Source organism: Paenibacillus sp. FSL L8-0708 (assembly GCF_038009325.1).
Lineage (GTDB): Bacteria > Bacillota > Bacilli > Paenibacillales > Paenibacillaceae > Paenibacillus_AQ > Paenibacillus_AQ odorifer.
Map to the genome: position 1 here is coordinate 3,521,444 of NZ_JBBPBC010000001.1, position 18,037 is coordinate 3,539,480.

The following is an 18,037-nucleotide window of genomic DNA, read 5'->3' on the forward strand; positions in this document are numbered from 1 at the left end:
GCATCCGTTTCCTTACCATGCTTGCTTATCGGATTAACTACTACTCAGGTATTCTTATCTATTCACTGAATATTGGGGTTAACTATTTCACTTGGATGGCCATCTATGGCAATGGGGATTCATTGGGTGGCTTTACTGCAACGCAAATGACATCATATGTTGCTGTGTCGTGGATGGCTCGAGCCTTTTATTTTAATAACCTAGACCGCGAGATTTCTACGGATATCCGTGATGGAAGTATCGCTATCCAGTTTATAAGGCCCTATAACTATGTTTTAGTCAAAATGATGCAAGGTCTTGGAGAGGGAATGTTCCGCTTCCTCTTATTTATGATTCCCGGCATGGCCATAGCGATGCTGCTGTTCCCGGTTCAATTGCCAACAGCGCCATCTGCTTGGGCAGGGTTCCTGGTGATGCTCTTTTTCAGCTTTTTAATTAATTCACAGATCAATATCATTACAGGGCTCTCGGCATTTTTCGTGGAAAATAATGAAGGCATGATGCGAATGAAGCGGGTGATTGTAGACTTATTCTCCGGCTTAATCGTACCGATCAGTCTGTTTCCTAACTGGTTATCTTCCGTACTTGAGGTGCTGCCGTTTCAGGCGATTACCTACTTGCCAGGTTCAGTGTTTACGGGACGGGTGCAAGGGGTTGGAATATGGAATGTATTAGGGATACAAATTATTTGGTTCCTGGTATTGCTGATTCCAATTGTCTGGTTATATCATGCGGCGCGGCAGCGTCTCTTCGTGCAGGGAGGTTGAGGAAACATGTATTACCTGGGATTATTAATTGAATATATCAAAAACTATATGAAGAGCCGGCTCACCTATCGCGCTGACTTTTGGGTAGAGGTCATTTCAGACTTACTTTTTCAAGCTACCAACTTTATCTTTATTCTCGTAATTTTTATGCACACAGATAGCCTGGGCGGCTGGAATCAGAATGAAGTAGTGTTCGTTTATGGATTCTTTATGGTGCCATTTGGTGTGTTTAGTTGTTTTGTGAATCTATGGGGATTTAGTGAACGTTACATCGTTAAAGGTGAGATGGACCGTATTTTGACACGCCCAGCTCATAATTTGTTCCAGATTTTTTTGGAAAATGTTGATCCACCAGCACTTATGGGCTCATTCATAGGTATTATTATTATGGCCATCAGTGGCAGCAATTTGGGTCTTCCCTTTGAATGGTGGACGATACCGGCTCTGATCATTCTAACGTTAAGTGCGGTCGCCATCTATACGGGGATTTACACAACGTTGACTTCATTGTCTTTCTATTCGGATGCTCCTACCGGCATTCTTCCGTTAATGTACAACATTCAGACTTATGGCCGTTACCCGGTAACGATTTACAATCGTGCTATACAGGTATTGCTTACTTGGATCATTCCATTTGCATTCGTCGGAGTGTATCCAGCCGCGCTTTTTCTACAGCGGGAGGAGATGACCAGCCTTGCTCTGATGACACCTGTAGTAGGCGCTATATTCCTGGGGATTGGTTTGTTAGCCTGGAGTTATGGCGTACGAAGATATAAAGGTGCGGGGTCTTAAGTTAAGCTAGTGTTTTGTTAAGTTGGAAAGGCTACCTTCGGGTAGTCTTTTTTTTCACCCGGAATTCATGAATATGCTAAAATCATTTATATCTACAATGGGGAGGAATCATAGATGAATGTGTTAGATATTTTACCAGCACCCGAAAACTTAAAAAAACTTATGAAAATACTTGCTTCTCTAAATATTGTCCTATGTCCAGAGGACTGGCTTCGCTATCATAGTTTTGATTCTAAATTTGATAAGAATGTTTCTCTAGCATCGATCGATAACGGCTCAGGCGATAATTTGTTTATTATTTTTACACCTCATGGAACGATAATTAAAGGTTTTGATCATGAGTCCGAAGTAAGTCCATATGCGCGTGACGAACATGAAGTTTGGCCAGGAATCTATGAAGAGGTCCCAACCTCGCTATTGTCTATACTGGAAGATGAGGCGATAGCTAAGGATGATGTTACTTTTTGTTTTTGGCGTGAAAATAATGATTTGACGTGGCAGAAGGGGAAGGTAGAGATTCCAGCGGGAGTAGAAGATGGTTCGGACTTTTTGCTAGGGACTATTTTCCGCACAGCTGAGGATTTTGTGGAATTTGCCGAAGGTTATTTTGAACTCACACTCCCTTTAGAGGTTGTTGCACAAGTTTATGAGGGGGCAGCCATTACAAAAGAGATGATCAAAGCGTTAAATCCTGATGGTGATGTAGAGACAATCCTTCAGGAGTTAGCAGAGCTAGACTCTTAGGGACTTATCGATTTTGAAAACAAAGGGGGATGCGAAATGGAACTTTACGTGGAAAAGCTGAATGCTGATGCTGCTAAGGATATTTTAAGCTGGCAATATGATCCACCCTATGATTTTTACAATAATGAACTAACTCCTGAAGCTATAAGTGAAATGCTAGAGGAAGCATTTTTTTCTGTACTTGATGCAGATAAACAATTGATCGGATTCTTCTGTGTAGGAAGTCCGGCACAGGTTCCAAATGATAAATATACATATTCTCAGGATTTTATAGATGTGGGTTTAGGAATGAAGCCTGAGTTAACCGGACAGGGGAATGGGACTCTATTTTTCACAACAGTCCTTAACTATATTAATGAGAGATGCGAGGAAAAACCAAAGCGGCTGACAGTGGCGAAGTTCAACGATAGAGCGATACGCTTGTATGAAAAACTAGGATTTAGCAGGGAAGCTGAAATCGTTAAAGGAACTACAGAATTTATAATTATGATTTGTAATGAAAATGATAATCTTGCTTCCATGTATGAGCGGGCGAAACCCGGCGAAATAATTACTTTTGGCTCTTATCCGCAAATGGCGGACGGAGCAGACCAAATGCCGATAAAGTGGCGGGTGCTGCAAAATTCAGGTAGAGAACTGTTCATTTTGAGCGAGTACATTTTGGATTGCAGGCGGTATCACGGTGAATATGTTGACGTTACATGGCATGACTCCGATTTGCGAAAGTGGTTGAACGATGAGTTTTATAATGCCGCTTTTAATGACTCCGAGCACAGACTCATCAAGACTACACAATGCACAGATAACGGAGAGGGAAGTATAAACACGGAAGATAAGATTTTTCTGCTTAGTGTTTCGGAGGCGAATGAATTCACCTTTAAACTTGGAGAAGATACTTTACGTGCGAAGCGTAGGGCGGTAGGAACGGGATTTTCTAAAGAGAAAAAGAACGATGGATGTAAATTGTATGTGTATGATAAAAAAGTCAAAGCTGATTATATCCTTGAGAAGGATGAAGAGTTTGGCTGCTCATGGTGGTGGCTGAGAACTCAACCTGCGATTTCCTCACGTGCGTATTTTGTAGGTACTCGTAGCAGTATTCGCAGTTACGGACATGTCAACTTAGCTTGTTACGGTGTGCGCCCCGCTTTAATCCTTAATCTTCAATGAGATAATTTCCAGAGCCTTGCCCATCTGCTCTTCGCGGGAAGTGAACCCTGCCACAGAAACAAAACAGCCTGAACCCCTAGGAATACAGGACTCAGGCTGTTTATTATTGTATCTATTTCATGGAATTAGGTTTGTCTTTAGCATTGAGTGTAGCAATCAGTTTCTCGCCTTCGACATCCAGGTTTGGCAGAATACGGTCGAGCCATTTTGGAAGTGCCCAAGCTTTGTTGCCGAAAATAGACATTACAGCAGGAACTAATCCCATTCGAATAATGAAAGCATCGATTAAGATCCCTACGGCCAGTGTAAAGCCGATTTGTTTAATCATGACATCATCCGTAAAAATAAACCCTGCAAAAACGGAGATCATAATTATAGCAGCGCCTACTACGACACGACTCACCTGGTTGTATCCATGAACAACGGACTCTGATCCCTCATGACCATGAACGTACGATTCACGCATGGAACTGACAAGGAAAACCTGATAGTCCATCGCAAGCCCATATAGGATACCCGTAACGATGATTGGCATAAAGCTTAGCAATGGGCCACCGGTGTCGAAACCAAAGAGAGAATGGAGCCAGCCCCATTGGAACACGGCTGTGGTGATCCCGAAGGTAGCGAGTATGCTAAGCAGAAAGCCGATCGTAGCTTTGATAGGAACGATAATCGAACGAAATACCAACAGAAGAATAATGAGCGATAGGAGAATGATGATTCCTACATAAATGGGAAATACATCTGCCAGTTTGGCCGACATATCGATGTTAACAGCGGTAAATCCGGTAACCCCGAGTTTAACATCATTACTTTGAGCGATACTAGATTCCGTAGCCCGTAAATCATTCACCAGATTTTTGGTTGTTATATCGCTAGGACCCGTTTCTGGAATCAGACTGAAGATAGCTAAATCCTTAGTCATACCCAGAGGAGTGACCAACGCGACATTCTTTTGAGCTTGGAGCTCTTTTACAAGATTTCCTAGGAGCTCCGGAGTGACTGGATTGGAAGAATTCTTTGGTTCTGCAACCAAAATAAGCGGTCCGTTAAATCCCTCTCCAAAACCCTCGGATATAGCATCATAACTTTGTCTTGCTACCGTATCCAAATTCGCTGAGGCAGCTCCGGGAATGCCCATTTCCATTTTGGCTATAGGGGTTGCTGCTACGCCAAGTACCACGACGATGGCAACAATAGTGACCCAACGATACTTGATGACGAATTTAACCCATCTATCAGCTATACCGCGGTTACCCGTTGTATGATAATCCTTGTTTTTCTTGCGAGCTTTAGGCGAACAGATGCGTTCACCCACCAATCCGAGCAATGCCGGCAATAGGGTTAAGGCAACAAATACGTTGATAAGGACGGTAGCAGCTGCTACTAACGCCATCGTAGATAAGAAAGTAAGCCCGATTACAAGCATACCGCAGAGAGCAATAATAACCGTCAAACCGGCGAAAAATACGGCGCTGCCGGATGTGCCAATTGCTCTAGCCGCAGCTTCTTGTGCGCTTAATCCTTGATCAATAATCATCCGGCGTTGGCGATTTACAATGAAAAGAGCATAATCGATTCCGACGGCTAATCCAATCATAAGCGCCAAGACGGAAGTGACACTAGGCATTTCAATGAATTTGGAAATAGAAAATGCTCCACCTACACCGATGCCGACTCCAAGCAGTGCAGTTATAAGGGGCAGACCTGCTGCAACGACAGAGCCAAGCGTCACCAGCAAAACAATTGCAGCAATGACAAGTCCGACAATCTCAGCTGATCCTACACCGATAGATACTGATTTGAGTGTCTCGCCCGGCAGTACAGTGATGTTGGTATCTTTCTCGACATTCATGACGGTATCAATTACAGAATCAAAAATATCTTGAGAGATAGCAGATTGCTCAATAGTAAACTGGAATTGGAACAATGCAATGCTACCGTCTGCGGAAAGAATAACTCCAGGTACTGGAACGCCATCTGCCATCAGAGGACCATAGGAAAGGGGTGCTGTGGCTGCTGCAGACTGATCCATACTGGCAGCCTGAGTTGCTTCAGTAGTTGAACTACTTGCTTCCGCTGCATAATCCGCAGGATTAATCACTTTGTTTATACCGTAAACCTCATTAACACCTTTAGTGATCGCTGCCAAACGTTCTGGCGTATCCAATCGCTCATTTTCAGGTGCTTTGAACACGACACTCCCTTGTCCACCAGATGCAGCCGGAAGTTCTGTTGCTAATTGATCCAAAATCTTTTGCGATTCTGTGCCTTCAATCTTCATTTCTGAACTGATATGAATACCATTCATGCTGATCATAGAGATGACAATTCCTAAAATTAAAATCCAACCTAAAATGAAGTACCCAGGTTTGCGATAAGCGGTTTTTCCCACTCTGTATAATAATGTTGACATGTATCTATTTTACACTCCCTCGATGATGAAAACTGATTGTTAGCCTATTAGAATCCGTTGCGTAAATATCCGTAAATAGTTTCCAAAAATTGATCGAACGTAAGAGTTTGAGGACTTGGATCGTCGCTCGTCGTTTGTCCCGGAAGCAGCACATTAAGTTTTCCGTCAATTAAGGGAAGTACAGTTCCGTAAACCGAATTTATAAGCAGATAAGTATAGACCTCGTCATACTTACCATTTGACAAGTGCAACAATGTTTTTTGTGCTCCAGTTTGCGTAAGATGTATTGCTCTTAGATAATGGGGCTCGAGAGCTGGGAATTTTCGGGAAAGTAAAGAAAGCTCACGCAACCTCCCTATAAGCTCAGATGTAAGTTGCATCTTAATTAGTTGATATAAGGTATCCAGCAGGGAGGCATTTTCAGGGATTTTGGTGAGCAATTCTTCATACTCATTCGTGTTCCGTACGGTAACTGCTCCCATCGCAACTGCCTCTTCCTTGCATGTGAAATAGTTTGCGAAAGTTCTTCTGGAGTAGCCGGCTTTTTGCACGATATCTTCAACAACAAAACCGTCCAACCCATGTTCAAGTGCAAGTTCGAATGCCGCTTCAGCTAGCGCTTTTTCAGTGGCTTCTTTTTTGAAATCTCTCAACGTTTGTTTAATCATAATTTATGTATACACCTCCCATATGGCTGTTATTGTGGTGAAGATTAGGATTAATGACTATATACTAATGCAAACTTGCCTAATGTGCAAACTTTCTCATTGGGCAAGTTTATACTTTGGGATCTGCTTATAGAAAATTCCCAGCAGTTTCACAGCAGAAAACAGGAAATAAAAATAGAATAATTTCTCTTTATCAACAGATGAAAAGAGTACATAATTACAGACGACCTCATTAACTCTAGAAATATTTTGTGAGTATTATAAATGATCTTTTTCAAAGAGGGGAGTTCGTTATATGTATGGAATTCTGGCTGTTTCCGGCCTGTCATTTCTTCTGGTGGCGGTGTTTACGCCTCTATTAATCTGGACGCTGCATAGACTGAGGTTAACGCAGCCGATTCGTGCCGAGCTTCCAGCAGATCATCAGGCCAAACGGGGTACACCACTAATGGCAGGGTTGATCCTGCTTATCGGGATAGCGATTTCGCTGCAGTTTCAACCCGGGCCTCTAATGTTACTCTTATGCGTTGTGTTTTTGTTGTTTAGTTCAGTCGGATTTTTGGATGATTTCAAAAAGGCTTTTTGGCAAAACCCATCCGGCATCAGCGGCCGCTCAAAACTAGTGCTTCAATTTCTTTTTACTGGAATTATATTATATGTGTTGTTCCATTCGTTCGGCCTGACGAGTAATATCGAGTTATTTAAAGGCCAAAATCTGCAGTTGCCTTTATACCTTTATGTGACTATCATTTTGCTGTTTGTGGTCGGCTCCGCGAATGCCATCAATTTTACAGATGGTCTCGATGGGCTACTGATCAATGTTGCCATACCGTCGTATTTTTTCTTTTTTATGATTTCGGACAAACCTGAAGTGCAGACATTTTCACTTGTTATGATCGGTTGTCTGCTAGGGCTTTTGCTTTACAATATTTATCCTGCAAGAGCGTTTATGGGCGATACTGGATCACTCGCGATCGGTGGCTCCCTTTCCGTTCTGGCTGTCATTGAAAAGGTTGAGCTTTTGATTCCGATTTTGTTTTTCGTTTATTTTGCGGAGCAGTTGTCGGTCATTTTACAAGTTTGGTACTACAAACGGACGAAGCTGCGGCTATTCCGGATGGCTCCGATCCATTACCACTTCAGCTTAAAATACGGATGGAGTGAAAACAAAATCGTGATGATTTTCGGTTTCATTTCTTGGGTATCTGTACTGCTGTGCTGGTTGATATGGAAATATTTAATTCACTAAACGAACAATTCGATACGAAATATGAATCTACATAATGTTATTGCAACAACGAGACATCGGCATCTTTTGTATTTACAAATCTATAAAAATAGATATAATGGAACACATGGAACCTTTATTGATATTCAAAGCGTTGTCTAACGAGACTCGCAGTCAAATTATGATGTGGCTAAAAACTCCCGAGGAATTTTTTGATGAAAAGCCTTATTTACAACAAGGCCTAAATTTTCAAATTGGGATTTGCGTGGGAGATATCCAAGCTAAAGCGGGGCTTGCACAGTCGGTTATTTCGAGCTATCTATTGACTATGCAAAAAGCTGGTTTGCTGGAATCTGAGCGAATTGGGAAGTGGACGTATTATCGTCGAAACGAAAAGACAATTCAAGAGTTTTCCGAGTATATTAAAGAGAAACTATAGAAGAAAGGAGGAAGGGCTTTTTTTTTGGTAATACATATCTACAAATCTAAATATGTAAATATAAATGGAGGATTATTTTAAAATGAAAAAGGTTAACCCTTTGCTTATTATTATTTTGGCTTTAGGCGTATTTGGCATTATTACAACGGAAATGGGGATTATAGGTGTTCTGCCACAGGTAACTCAAAAATTTAATATATCAACTTCTCAGTCTGGATGGCTTGTAAGTATATTTGCTTTAGTTGTTGCTATTTCAGGTCCATTTCTGACCTTATTGGCTTCTGGAATTAATCGTAAAGTAATTCTATTAACTGCTGTACTTATTTTTGCAATTTCAAATATTGTTTATGCGTATACGACCATGTTTGAAGTAATGCTGATTTTCCGTATTATCCCTGCTATTTTTCATCCCGTGTTTTTTTCAGTTGCACTTGTTACCGCTGCCCAACTTGTTCCTCCGGAAAAGAGCACCAAAGCAGTTACAAAGGTTTTCGCCGGAATAACGGTCGGGTTTGCTTTTGGTGTGCCTTTGACTTCTTATCTCGCGGACAAAATTTCGTTAGAAGTCGCTTTTCTGTTTGGAGCTGTCGTAAGTATAATTGCCTTTTTAGGAATACTAGCTTGGCTTCCTTCCATGCCAGTTAAAGAAAAAATGTCATATGGTAAACAACTTGGTATTTTACGCAAACCCCTATTGTGGTTAAATATTGTGGCAGTTATTTTTATCTTTGCAGCTATGTTTTCTGTGTACAGTTACTTTGCTGAATATCTTGGGCAGGTAACACATATGAACGGGTCAGGGATTAGTATCATGTTGATGACCTTTGGGATAATCATGATTTTTGGGAATTTTTTATTTGGAAGCCTTTTGCATAAAGGCATTACAAAGACCGTTATCATGTTTCCATTGTTATATGCGGTAACTTACTTATTCTCGTATATTATCTAGGTTCTTATTTCCTTCCGATGGTTGTTATCATAATCATTTGGGGGGCAGTGCATTCCGGCGGACTGATTGTCAGTCAAGCATGGTTAACGACCGAAGCGAAAGAAGCTCCCGAATTCGGTAACAGCTTGTTTATCTCATTTTCCAACCTTGGAATTACAATAGGGACTGCTATCGGTGGTTGGTTTATTTCTCATGCAGGAATACATCGACTCATCTGGATCGGAATTATGTTTTCCCTGCTTGCTTTCTTATCGATCATAATCAAAATAAAGATTTCCAAATTAAACGTGGTGGAAGTAGAGTAAAGGCGAAACAGCGATAGCCAAGTATCTTTTTTCTGTTACATGGCTGTCGCTGTTTTCTATGATTAGTAGTACAGTCTTGTGTTTTTAAGTTTTTTAATTTATTTTTAATAGACCCCATGAAATTACATACGTGTATAAGAAAGAGGTTAACAATGAATAAGATTTATCTAGTAAAAAGCTTTTTAGCTATCACACTCTTACTTGGAACAACAACTGCCTGCAACTTAGCCGAGCAGATTACTTTAGAGCCAGTTCCAACGATTACGGCTGATTCCAGTTCTGGATTAGATTCTGCGCCAGACAATACAACAGAGGACAACAAACGTTTAATAGATGCAAAGGTAACACGAGTAGTCGATGGTGACACCATGAAGCTGACTATAGGCGGCAAAAAGGAAACCATTCGTTTATTGCTGGTTGATACTCCAGAGTCAGTGAATCCGAACATCCCCGAACCACAGCCCTTTTCGCTAGAAGCTTCTGATTTCGCCAAAAAGATGCTTACGGATAAAGATGTACAAATTGAACTTGATGTATCGGAGCGGGACAAATATGGCCGCCTACTTTGTTACCTCTATATAGATGGGAAAATGTTCAATGAGATTCTGCTAGAGCAGGGTTATGCACGTGTAGCCTATGTATTTGCACCTAATACAAAATACGTAGATCAATTTAGAGCGATTCAGGATAAGGCGCGAGAGCGGGGAATAGGTATTTGGAGCATTGAAAATTACGCGCAAGACAATGGTTTTCATGTGCAGAAAAAGAAATAAACTTTAATTAGCTTAGGATATTTGAGCCTATTAGAAGAAAGGATGTAGTTTTTTGAGCGATTATATTATGGAGTTAAGAAAGCTGGTAGGTACCAGACCCCTTATAATGGCAGGAGCCTGTGTTTTATTGTGCAGCAATCATCAATTATTATTACAACGTAGAACGGACAACGGATGCTGGGGTTTGCCAGGTGGCTCGATGGAGCTTGGGGAGACTTTAGAAGAGGTCGCTAAGAGGGAGCTTTTTGAGGAAACGGGCTTAACAGCCAAAGGTCTTGAATTGTTCGACATGTTCTCTGGAAAAGATCTTTATTATAAATACCCGCACGGGGATGAAGTATATAATGTTGTGGCTGCATATCTATGCACAGACTTTGATGGGGCGCTAAAAGTAGATGGAATTGAAGTGCAAGAATTGCGTTTTTTTAATTATGCAGAATTGCCAAGCGAGCTGTCTCCTCCAGATGTTCCCGTCATTAAGAGGTTTTTGGATCGTTTTGTTTGAAACTGAATTATCTAACGAAACCACATCTCACTCAAAGCGTCACCTTTCCTTGGGTACATTAATAAGATGAACAATGAAACATGACATCAGCCCGGAAAGGTGTGCGATTATGGACGGAACAATCCTGAATTTCTTTGCTGGCGGCAACACAGCTCACGGCTTCTCTAACCTCTATGAGTCGTCATTGCAAGGTTTAACACGTTTGTTTGTTTTAAAAGGAGGCCCCGGTACGGGGAAAACTAGAATCATTCGAGAAATCGGAGATCTTCTGGCTCAACAAGGTTATGAGATCTGGTTAATTCACGCAGCGTCAGATAATGATTCACTCGACGGAGTGGTTATTCCTGAATTAAAAGTAGGAATTATAGATGGTACGGCTCCACGGGTCATTAAGCCAGAATTGCCTGAAGAGGCCATCATACATGTGAATTTGGAGCAGGCCGTCGATACGCTCCAGTTAAGCCAGCGTTGTGTTGAGATCGACAGCTTAGTTGATCAGTACACGGAAGAGCATGAACTCGCTTATTCAGGCTTTGCTGAAGCACTCCGCATTCATGACGAATGGGAAGCGATTTATATTGCGACAATGAATTTCCAAGCCGCTGATGAGCTGACTCAGGAGTATATTCAACTTCTGTATGGTGATCAGAACTTCGAAAAAGTAAGCCGGGTGGATCACCGTTTTTTAGGTGCAGCTACGCCTAAGGGTGCAGTGGATTTTGTACCTAATTTAACCGCAGGGCTAAAAAGATATCTTGTAAAAGGTCGCGCGGGTTCCGGTAAATCTACACTTTTAAAAAAATTAGCGGCTGAAGGAATAAAACGTGGTGTCGATGTTGAGATTTACCACTGTGGTTTCGATCCGAACAGCCTTGATATGATTATCGTACGCGAGCTTGGGTTTGCTATTTTTGACAGCACAGCTCCGCATGAGTATTTCCCTGATCGTGCTACCGACGAGATTGTTGATATGTATTCACGGTGCATTCAGCCAGGTACGGATGAAGCTTTTGCCGAAGCCATCGCAAGTATTAAAGAGCGATATTCCAGCACCATGAAACAATCCATTCAACATCTGACAGATGCCAAAGTATTTTTGGATGAGTTAAAGACAATCTATGCCGCAGCTACAGATTTTGACCATATAGATCAGATTAAATCCCAAATTCAACAAGAAATCAGCGGGATTGTGGAAAGTCCTCAGGAGGTTTAACCTTCATTAAAGATCGCTCTCTTAGCGGGCGGTCTTTTTTCTATGTCAAGAAATTGGTATGGTACATACGCACCCATGCGGTTATTCCCACAAGAATTGTATCCAAGTATGCTCTCTCTAGGGACAACGATAAGGGAGAGAGAAACTTATGAGTGATCAGAAAGTGATGTTTAGAACGGGTCTTAAGGATTCTGTAGCTATTGTTGCAGGATTTATTCCTGCTTGTTTTACGTTTGGATTGGTCGGTAAGGGGTTAGGCCTGGGGAGTCTGGAAGTGTTCTTATTGTCAGCGCTCGTATTTGCGGGAGCCAGCCAATTTATTGGCGTGAAAATGCTTGCAGCTGGGGCCGCCGCTCCAATGATCCTGCTGCTTACGTTGATCATTAATTTAAGATATTTGTTTATTAGCCTATCTTTTGGGAGTCAGCTTGACCGTACAATCAATCCGCTGGCCAAAGTCTGGATTGGGTTCAGTTTAACAGAAGAAGTGTACGCTGTTAGTATGATCCCCCGCAATCATTCAAAAGAAAATATAACTCTTCCATATTTGCTGGGTCTACAAATTCCTCCGTATATAGCAAATTTACTGGCAACAGCTGCGGGAATATCGCTGGCATCCTACATTCCGGCTGTATACTTACCTGCTTTGAACACCTCATTATATGCCTTACTGATAGCACTAATAGTGCCACAACTAAAGGGAAGCATTCGGAATTTGGCCATATGTTTAGCAGCGGCGGGTTCTTCATGGCTCCTACATCCCGTACTTGGAAACTCCTCGATACTTGCAGCTATGTTAATGGGTATGGCAGTAGGCTCCTTATTTCGAGAGCAAGCTGAAGTAGAAAAGGAGGTATCCGTATGACTATTCTGATCATTATCGGGATGGCAATCCTTACATTTTCATTTCGTTTTGTACCTTTGCTGCTGACAAAGCATACGAATGGCTCTTCCAAAGTCCAAGCTTTGTTGGAATATTTGCCTATCGCGGTTCTTAGTGCTTTAACGGTTCCTGGGATATTTCAGGTGGACGCAGATGACAATCTTGTAGGTATCGCTTCGGGTATAGTCGCTGTTATACTGGTATTAATTAGGAAAATACCGCTGTTACTCGTGATCTTAGGCGCTGTTTCTGCAGCACTAATTGTAAAAATCCTTACTATGAACCATTAAGAAAACCCGGATTAGAAGGGTAGGAAATCTTATGAAGCATGAATTGCTGATTACTCTCGATAAACAAAGACCTATTCCATTAAGCCGTCAAATTTATGAGCAGGTTCGTAATGCTATCCATTCAGGAGCTTTAAGTGGGGGGGATTCACTGCCTCCATCAAGGACTTTGGCCAATCAACTGGAAGTATCCAGAAGTGTAATTCTTCAATCCTACGAGCTACTTCAAGCAGAGGGTTATCTGGAGATGAGAAAAGGGGCAGGAACCTATATAGCGGGGCTGCCGGTGGAGGAGAAAGACCCCCAGGATTCTGAGAACCCTTACAATTTTATAACGAAAGGTCCTGATTTCCTTACACTCAATCCTTCTTCTATTATAGAAAACGACTTGTACACAGTATTATGTAATTTTCGGCACGGTGTACCTGCATGGGACGCTTTTCCAATGGATCAGTGGCAAAAAGCATTAATGAATGCCTGTCGTCGTGCATCTCCTGATACTTTGGGTTACGGCCCGGTCGAGGGCTCTTTGGGACTACGCCAAGAGATTGCACGTTTATTACGGTCCACACGTTCGATGCCCGTGGTTCCGGAGCAAATTGTGATTACATCCGGGGCAACGCAGGCATTGGATATATTATCGAGAATTTTTGTTTCAAAAGGTGATCATGTTATTGTTGAAGATCCATCACATAACGTTGTGCGGGAGATTTTTTCGTTCGCTGGAGCGGTGGTTACACCCATCAGAGTTGACCTAGAGGGTATCTGTGTAGATGAGCTCCAAGCAAGCTGTGATACCATCAAAGAAGATCCTCATAAAAAACCAAAACTAGCTTATGTCACTCCTTCGCATCAGTTTCCTTTCGGGGTGACCCTGTCGATGAAACGAAGAGTGCAGTTACTGGAATGGGCCAAAGCCAATCAAGCTTTTATTATTGAAGATGATTATGACAGTGAATACAGGTACGAGGGTCCGAAGCTATCATCACTTGCTGGACTAGATGTTGAGGGTAGAGTAATTTATGTAGGCAGTTTTAGTAAAGTGTTATTTCCTTCTCTGCGCATAGGTTATGTTGTATTGCCTCCGACTTTGATTCAACCTTTTTTGGCGGTCAAATGGATAACAGATCGCATGTCTTCTGCTTTGGATCAGGAAGCGTTGGCGGAATTTATTCAGAATGGACATTATGCAAGGCATGTTACGCAGATGGGGAAACTTTATGCTGCCCGCAGGGCTTGTCTAGTAAAAAGTTTGGATGCTGAATTTGGCAGTCGTGTCCGCTATTATGGGGAAGAGGCGGGTCTTCATTTATTAATTGAGCTGGAATCCAATGCCGAAGAGCATCGTATAGCTGAATTGGCGTTACGATATGGAGTTCGGGTTTATCCTGCGTCTTCTTATTTTGTGGGCATTAAACCTCAAGGTCCTGTCTTTCTACTTGGTTATTCCAATCTCACCGAGAATCAGATTAAGATGGGTGTGAACCGCTTGATGTTAGCTGAAACGGAAGCGGCAGTTAGTACTAGAACTTAATCGAAAGCGATAGAATATCTAATTCTGGAGGTTTTTATGAAACGGTATATGTTAGGGATTGATCTTGGCGGAACCAATATTAAAGCAGGGATTTACGATACTGATTTTATGGCTGTAAAAGAAAGATCTATACCAACAGTGGCTGCTAAAGGTCCGGCCCATGTGTTGGGACGGATTAGAGAAGCAGTACGTTTAATCACGGATGAAGCGAATATTCCATTAGATTTGGTAGAAGGAATGGGAATCGGAGTGCCAGGATTACTTGATCCAGTAACGGGAATTTCTTTTTTCTCACCGAATTTTCCGGAATGGGAGCATGTACATGTTGTAGATGAGATGAAAAAATTCTATGACTTTCCTACTTTTATTGATAATGATGTTAGGGTTAATCTTTATGGTGAATGGCAACAAGGTGCAGGAAGAGGGTATAACAATCTGGTTCTGATTACCTTGGGAACGGGATTAGGGTCGGGTATTGTGAACGACGGAAAAGTGATCTACGGTACTTCGTATAGCGCTGGTGAAATTGGGCATATGAATATGTACAGGAACGGGCGTCCCTGCAAATGTGGAAGCTCCGGTTGTTTGGGGCGATATGTGTCCGCGATTGGCATGGTGAATACTTTTAAAGAGAAGCTGAAAGAAGGAAGAACAAGTATTATTCAGACTTGGACTAAGGATCAAGATGAGCAAATTACCGCGTTAATGATATCTGAAGCTTACGAACTTGGAGACGCTCTCTCTATGGAAGTAATGCAGGAGACTGGAACTATACTTGGATTTGGATTAGCGAATGTTGTGAATATCCTCAACCCGGATCTTATTATTGTAGGTGGGGGAATGGCAGCGGCGGGAGATAAATTGCTCCAACCTGTAAGAGACACTGTGCATCATCATGCATTGAAGCTATCAAGCAGTAAGTGTAAAATTGTTCAAGCAGAGCTTGGGAGTCGAGCAGGAACTATAGGTGCGGCCTCTTATGCGTATAGTAAACTGCAAGATGCAGGAAAATTATACTTTGCTTAGTGTTATTTGATTTTTTACATCAAATGGAACCAGATCAAGCCACCCGGAATACAACTGTATAAAACCGTGGAGGTGCTCTTATGTTTGCAATCATGCAATTAATAGGTGGAGTGATTCTTTCTTTGGGATGGATCCCGCAGATTGTTCAAATCCTCAAATCAAAATCCGTAGCCGATTTAAATCTCAAATCGTATTTACTTATGCTGCTCGGGATTAGTTTAATGGAAGCTTATGCGATCAGTTTGGCGGTTACGGGGGTTGGATTAGCTTTTTTGATTACGAATACGATGTCTTTATGTGTTGTATTGCTGGTTATTATTCTAGTGATTAAATATCGAACAAGATAATGAATGAAGCTTATTAATTTAAACTGGATAGTTAACGCAGGAGGTTAATTTGCGCGAAAAAAATTATACATATGAAATCGATGCGATAACTTTTCAATTACAGGAAGCCTGTGATTTTGCTTGGTTAACTAAGCTGGGAAAAGTGTTTAAAGTGTTCGATCAGCAAGACTCCGGAAATCTTTCTTTTGGAGTGGAGCAGGATGGGAAGAAGTGTTTTGTGAAATTTGCTGGGGCGAAACCTTTGACTTATGCCGGGAATCCTCAGGATGCTGTTAACCGTTTAATTGAAGCTATTCCGTTATATAACGAACTTAGATATGATGCGCTGATCGCGCTACTGTCGCATTTTGAAGTTGAGTCGGGGTATGTAGCAGTCTTTGATTGGTTTGCAGGTGAATGTTTACATTCGCATTGGCTGTTTGCGGGAGAAGCGAAGCTGAGTCATCCGGAGTCGCCTTTTTTTCGTTATAAGCAATTATCCGTTGAAAAACGTCTGTCTTCATTAGATGTAATCTTTTCGTTTCATGAATATGTGGAGTTACAGGGTTATGTGGCTGTCGATTTTTATGATGGAAGTATTCTATATGATTTTGTAAACGATGAAACTAAAATTTGTGATATTGATTATTATAGACGTAAGCCTACTGTAAATGATCTGGGAGAGAACTTCTGGGGTTCATCCAGATTTAAGTCACCGGAAGAGTTTATCTTGGATGCGCCGATTGATGAAGTTACGAATGTATTTAATATGGGTGCCACAGCATTTGTTTTGTTAGGAGGAGCATCCGATCGATCGTTTGCAAAATGGGAAACCAGCCAAGCCCTCTACGAGGTTGCTTTGCGGGCTGTCAGTGCGGTGAGGGAGCAGCGGTATCGGAATGTAGCGGAATTTAAATTGGCTTGGGATGCGGCAAAAAATGTTTGAGGCTGGAGGGAAGGCGAGGGATATAATTGCAGGTAAACTTTTATGATTTGGATAAGGAAAAAGAAGTTGAGCTGAAGTACGTTGTTATTATAGTTAAACATGGTGAAGAATGGATTTTAGCGAGACATCAGAACCGTTCGACGTGGGAGTTTGCCGGAGGGCATATAGAGGTTGGCGAAATCCCGGAGCAGGCTGCTGCCAGAGAATTATATGAAGAAACGGGTGCGGAACAATGCTCACTTTTTCCAATAGCTATTTATAGGGTCACTAGTATCGACACTCCAGAAAATTATGGTAAGTTATATTTTGCAAATGTGGAACAGTTCGCAGAACTTCCTCCTTATGAGATGGCAGAAATCAGAGGATTTACTGAGATACCAAAAGAGCTGACGTATTCCTTGATTTACCCAGCCTTGATATCAAAAGTTCAGGATTTCATTAACCATTCATCTTCAGCTGTAGGATAAGAATGATAGCCCTGCTGTTGTCACATGATATGATTAATAAATAGAACAAGCAGGAGGGATTTCATTGAAAAGAGACATTCAGCATGTACCCTATGGCTATGAGCCGCCAGTTGAGCAACGTAAAGGGACTTTAGTGTTTTACGACTCTTTTGAACATATAACAGATCAAGAGCTTGAAGTGGCGGCAAAAACTGCAACAGACCGGCGTTTCACCAAACTGGTGTTATATCCGCTTCATGAGGAAACGGTGCGACGGATGACCAAAGAGCCGGTGAGCGCTTATTATAAGCGAGAGGACCGGCTGCATGAATGGAAAAGGGAGCAAGGGCGTAGCTTTATCACGGTAGAGAGTTTGGAAGGGAAGCGAAAGAAGTATACTCCGCTTGATTCAGCGTTGCGGCATCTTTTGGAGGTCTATCCTTCGCCGATTTTTCTGTATTTAACGCCTGAGGTGGCGAATCAGTTTGCGTCTTATTCTTCTTTTGAAGAGTGGATTGTAAAGATTCGGTTATTGTTGCCAGCTGCACCTTCATCACTGCATCCACGGTTACTAAAATTTCGCCATCGCTGGAATGTTGTTGGAGAAGAGAGAGATTAAG

Annotated in this window: 19 protein-coding genes and 1 pseudogene; 18 read left to right on the forward strand and 2 right to left on the reverse strand. The window is 41.9% G+C overall.

What is annotated here, in order from left to right; translation table 11 throughout:
• The first annotated feature begins 17 nt into the window (after positions 1-17).
• The 4 genes from NYE58_RS16845 (at position 18) to NYE58_RS16860 (ending at position 3,473) form a co-directional block, all read left to right on the forward strand.
• Positions 18-767, forward strand: coding sequence for an ABC transporter permease (locus tag NYE58_RS16845; RefSeq protein WP_051491475.1), 750 nt, complete (start codon positions 18-20; stop codon positions 765-767).
• Positions 768-773: 6 nt separating this feature from the next.
• Entirely contained in the window at positions 774-1,559 is a 786-nt protein-coding gene (locus NYE58_RS16850; protein WP_036686696.1) for an ABC transporter permease, read from the forward strand.
• A gap of 114 nt (positions 1,560-1,673) precedes the next feature.
• On the forward strand, positions 1,674-2,303 hold the full coding sequence (locus NYE58_RS16855) for a hypothetical protein (RefSeq protein WP_076275731.1): 630 nt from the start codon (positions 1,674-1,676) through the stop codon (positions 2,301-2,303).
• 36 nt (positions 2,304-2,339) lie between these two features.
• Positions 2,340-3,473, forward strand: a complete 1,134-nt coding sequence (locus NYE58_RS16860) for a GNAT family N-acetyltransferase (protein ID WP_341002415.1) — start codon at positions 2,340-2,342, stop codon at positions 3,471-3,473.
• Positions 3,474-3,585: 112 nt separating this feature from the next.
• On the opposite strand, the gene NYE58_RS16865 is transcribed toward NYE58_RS16860, so the two are convergent.
• Complete coding sequence (locus NYE58_RS16865; RefSeq protein ID WP_341002416.1) at positions 3,586-5,889, reverse strand: MMPL family transporter; 2,304 nt, start codon at positions 5,887-5,889, stop codon at positions 3,586-3,588.
• 47 nt (positions 5,890-5,936) lie between these two features.
• A complete protein-coding gene (locus NYE58_RS16870; protein WP_340012527.1) occupies positions 5,937-6,557 on the reverse strand; it encodes a TetR/AcrR family transcriptional regulator in 621 nt (206 codons plus the stop codon).
• A gap of 295 nt (positions 6,558-6,852) precedes the next feature.
• Between NYE58_RS16870 and mraY the strand changes: the two genes are divergently transcribed.
• The 14 genes and pseudogenes from mraY to NYE58_RS16940 all read left to right on the forward strand — a co-directional run bounded on the left by mraY (position 6,853) and on the right by NYE58_RS16940 (position 18,036).
• Complete coding sequence (gene mraY, locus NYE58_RS16875) at positions 6,853-7,806, forward strand: phospho-N-acetylmuramoyl-pentapeptide-transferase (RefSeq protein WP_076279012.1); 954 nt, start codon at positions 6,853-6,855, stop codon at positions 7,804-7,806.
• A 106-nt stretch (positions 7,807-7,912) separates the two neighbouring features.
• Positions 7,913-8,224 (forward strand): ArsR/SmtB family transcription factor, encoded by a 312-nt coding sequence (locus NYE58_RS16880; RefSeq protein ID WP_076183917.1) that lies wholly within the window; start codon positions 7,913-7,915, stop codon positions 8,222-8,224.
• An 82-nt stretch (positions 8,225-8,306) separates the two neighbouring features.
• Positions 8,307-9,478: pseudogene (locus NYE58_RS16885) on the forward strand (MFS transporter).
• Positions 9,479-9,630: 152 nt separating this feature from the next.
• On the forward strand, positions 9,631-10,251 hold the full coding sequence (locus tag NYE58_RS16890) for a thermonuclease family protein (protein ID WP_341002417.1): 621 nt from the start codon (positions 9,631-9,633) through the stop codon (positions 10,249-10,251).
• 67 nt (positions 10,252-10,318) lie between these two features.
• Complete coding sequence (locus tag NYE58_RS16895; protein ID WP_076218042.1) at positions 10,319-10,756, forward strand: NUDIX hydrolase; 438 nt, start codon at positions 10,319-10,321, stop codon at positions 10,754-10,756.
• Between the two features lie 109 nt (positions 10,757-10,865).
• Positions 10,866-11,969 (forward strand): PRK06851 family protein, encoded by a 1,104-nt coding sequence (locus NYE58_RS16900; protein ID WP_341002418.1) that lies wholly within the window; start codon positions 10,866-10,868, stop codon positions 11,967-11,969.
• A 148-nt stretch (positions 11,970-12,117) separates the two neighbouring features.
• The gene (locus NYE58_RS16905; protein ID WP_076309345.1) at positions 12,118-12,834 is read left to right on the forward strand and encodes an AzlC family ABC transporter permease; all 717 of its coding nucleotides are present in this window, start codon (positions 12,118-12,120) and stop codon (positions 12,832-12,834) included.
• Positions 12,831-13,142 carry an AzlD domain-containing protein gene (locus NYE58_RS16910; RefSeq protein WP_036686713.1) on the forward strand — a complete coding sequence of 104 codons (312 nt, stop codon included), beginning with the start codon at positions 12,831-12,833 and terminating at the stop codon, positions 13,140-13,142. The genes NYE58_RS16905 and NYE58_RS16910 overlap by 4 nt, the downstream gene beginning before the upstream one ends.
• A 31-nt stretch (positions 13,143-13,173) precedes the next feature.
• Positions 13,174-14,673 carry a MocR-like pyridoxine biosynthesis transcription factor PdxR gene (gene pdxR / locus NYE58_RS16915; RefSeq protein ID WP_341002419.1) on the forward strand — a complete coding sequence of 500 codons (1,500 nt, stop codon included), beginning with the start codon at positions 13,174-13,176 and terminating at the stop codon, positions 14,671-14,673.
• Between the two features lie 36 nt (positions 14,674-14,709).
• Entirely contained in the window at positions 14,710-15,699 is a 990-nt protein-coding gene (locus NYE58_RS16920; protein WP_341002421.1) for an ROK family protein, read from the forward strand.
• Between the two features lie 80 nt (positions 15,700-15,779).
• Positions 15,780-16,046 (forward strand): PQ-loop domain-containing transporter, encoded by a 267-nt coding sequence (locus NYE58_RS16925; RefSeq protein WP_076275723.1) that lies wholly within the window; start codon positions 15,780-15,782, stop codon positions 16,044-16,046.
• Between the two features lie 49 nt (positions 16,047-16,095).
• Positions 16,096-16,971, forward strand: coding sequence for a serine/threonine protein kinase (locus NYE58_RS16930; protein WP_341002422.1), 876 nt, complete (start codon positions 16,096-16,098; stop codon positions 16,969-16,971).
• Positions 16,972-16,997: 26 nt separating this feature from the next.
• Positions 16,998-17,438: an NUDIX hydrolase gene (locus NYE58_RS16935; RefSeq protein ID WP_341002424.1), complete on the forward strand. Its 441-nt coding sequence runs from the start codon at positions 16,998-17,000 to the stop codon at positions 17,436-17,438.
• Between the two features lie 64 nt (positions 17,439-17,502).
• Positions 17,503-18,036, forward strand: a complete 534-nt coding sequence (locus NYE58_RS16940) for a hypothetical protein (protein ID WP_341002426.1) — start codon at positions 17,503-17,505, stop codon at positions 18,034-18,036.
• The last annotated feature ends 1 nt before the right edge of the window (position 18,037 follow it).

Coding starts and splice junctions, on each gene's coding strand:
- NYE58_RS16865 (WP_341002416.1), bottom strand. CDS start 5,889: ATGTCAACATTATTATACAGAGTGGGAAAAACCGCTTATCGCAAACCT.
- NYE58_RS16845 (WP_051491475.1), top strand. CDS start 18: ATGCTTGCTTATCGGATTAACTACTACTCAGGTATTCTTATCTATTCA.
- NYE58_RS16925 (WP_076275723.1), top strand. CDS start 15,780: ATGTTTGCAATCATGCAATTAATAGGTGGAGTGATTCTTTCTTTGGGA.
- NYE58_RS16900 (WP_341002418.1), top strand. CDS start 10,866: ATGGACGGAACAATCCTGAATTTCTTTGCTGGCGGCAACACAGCTCAC.
- NYE58_RS16890 (WP_341002417.1), top strand. CDS start 9,631: ATGAATAAGATTTATCTAGTAAAAAGCTTTTTAGCTATCACACTCTTA.
- NYE58_RS16905 (WP_076309345.1), top strand. CDS start 12,118: ATGAGTGATCAGAAAGTGATGTTTAGAACGGGTCTTAAGGATTCTGTA.
- pdxR (WP_341002419.1), top strand. CDS start 13,174: ATGAAGCATGAATTGCTGATTACTCTCGATAAACAAAGACCTATTCCA.
- NYE58_RS16910 (WP_036686713.1), top strand. CDS start 12,831: ATGACTATTCTGATCATTATCGGGATGGCAATCCTTACATTTTCATTT.
- NYE58_RS16850 (WP_036686696.1), top strand. CDS start 774: ATGTATTACCTGGGATTATTAATTGAATATATCAAAAACTATATGAAG.
- NYE58_RS16870 (WP_340012527.1), bottom strand. CDS start 6,557: ATGATTAAACAAACGTTGAGAGATTTCAAAAAAGAAGCCACTGAAAAA.
- NYE58_RS16920 (WP_341002421.1), top strand. CDS start 14,710: ATGAAACGGTATATGTTAGGGATTGATCTTGGCGGAACCAATATTAAA.
- NYE58_RS16880 (WP_076183917.1), top strand. CDS start 7,913: ATGGAACCTTTATTGATATTCAAAGCGTTGTCTAACGAGACTCGCAGT.
- mraY (WP_076279012.1), top strand. CDS start 6,853: ATGTATGGAATTCTGGCTGTTTCCGGCCTGTCATTTCTTCTGGTGGCG.
- NYE58_RS16860 (WP_341002415.1), top strand. CDS start 2,340: ATGGAACTTTACGTGGAAAAGCTGAATGCTGATGCTGCTAAGGATATT.
- NYE58_RS16895 (WP_076218042.1), top strand. CDS start 10,319: ATGGAGTTAAGAAAGCTGGTAGGTACCAGACCCCTTATAATGGCAGGA.
- NYE58_RS16855 (WP_076275731.1), top strand. CDS start 1,674: ATGAATGTGTTAGATATTTTACCAGCACCCGAAAACTTAAAAAAACTT.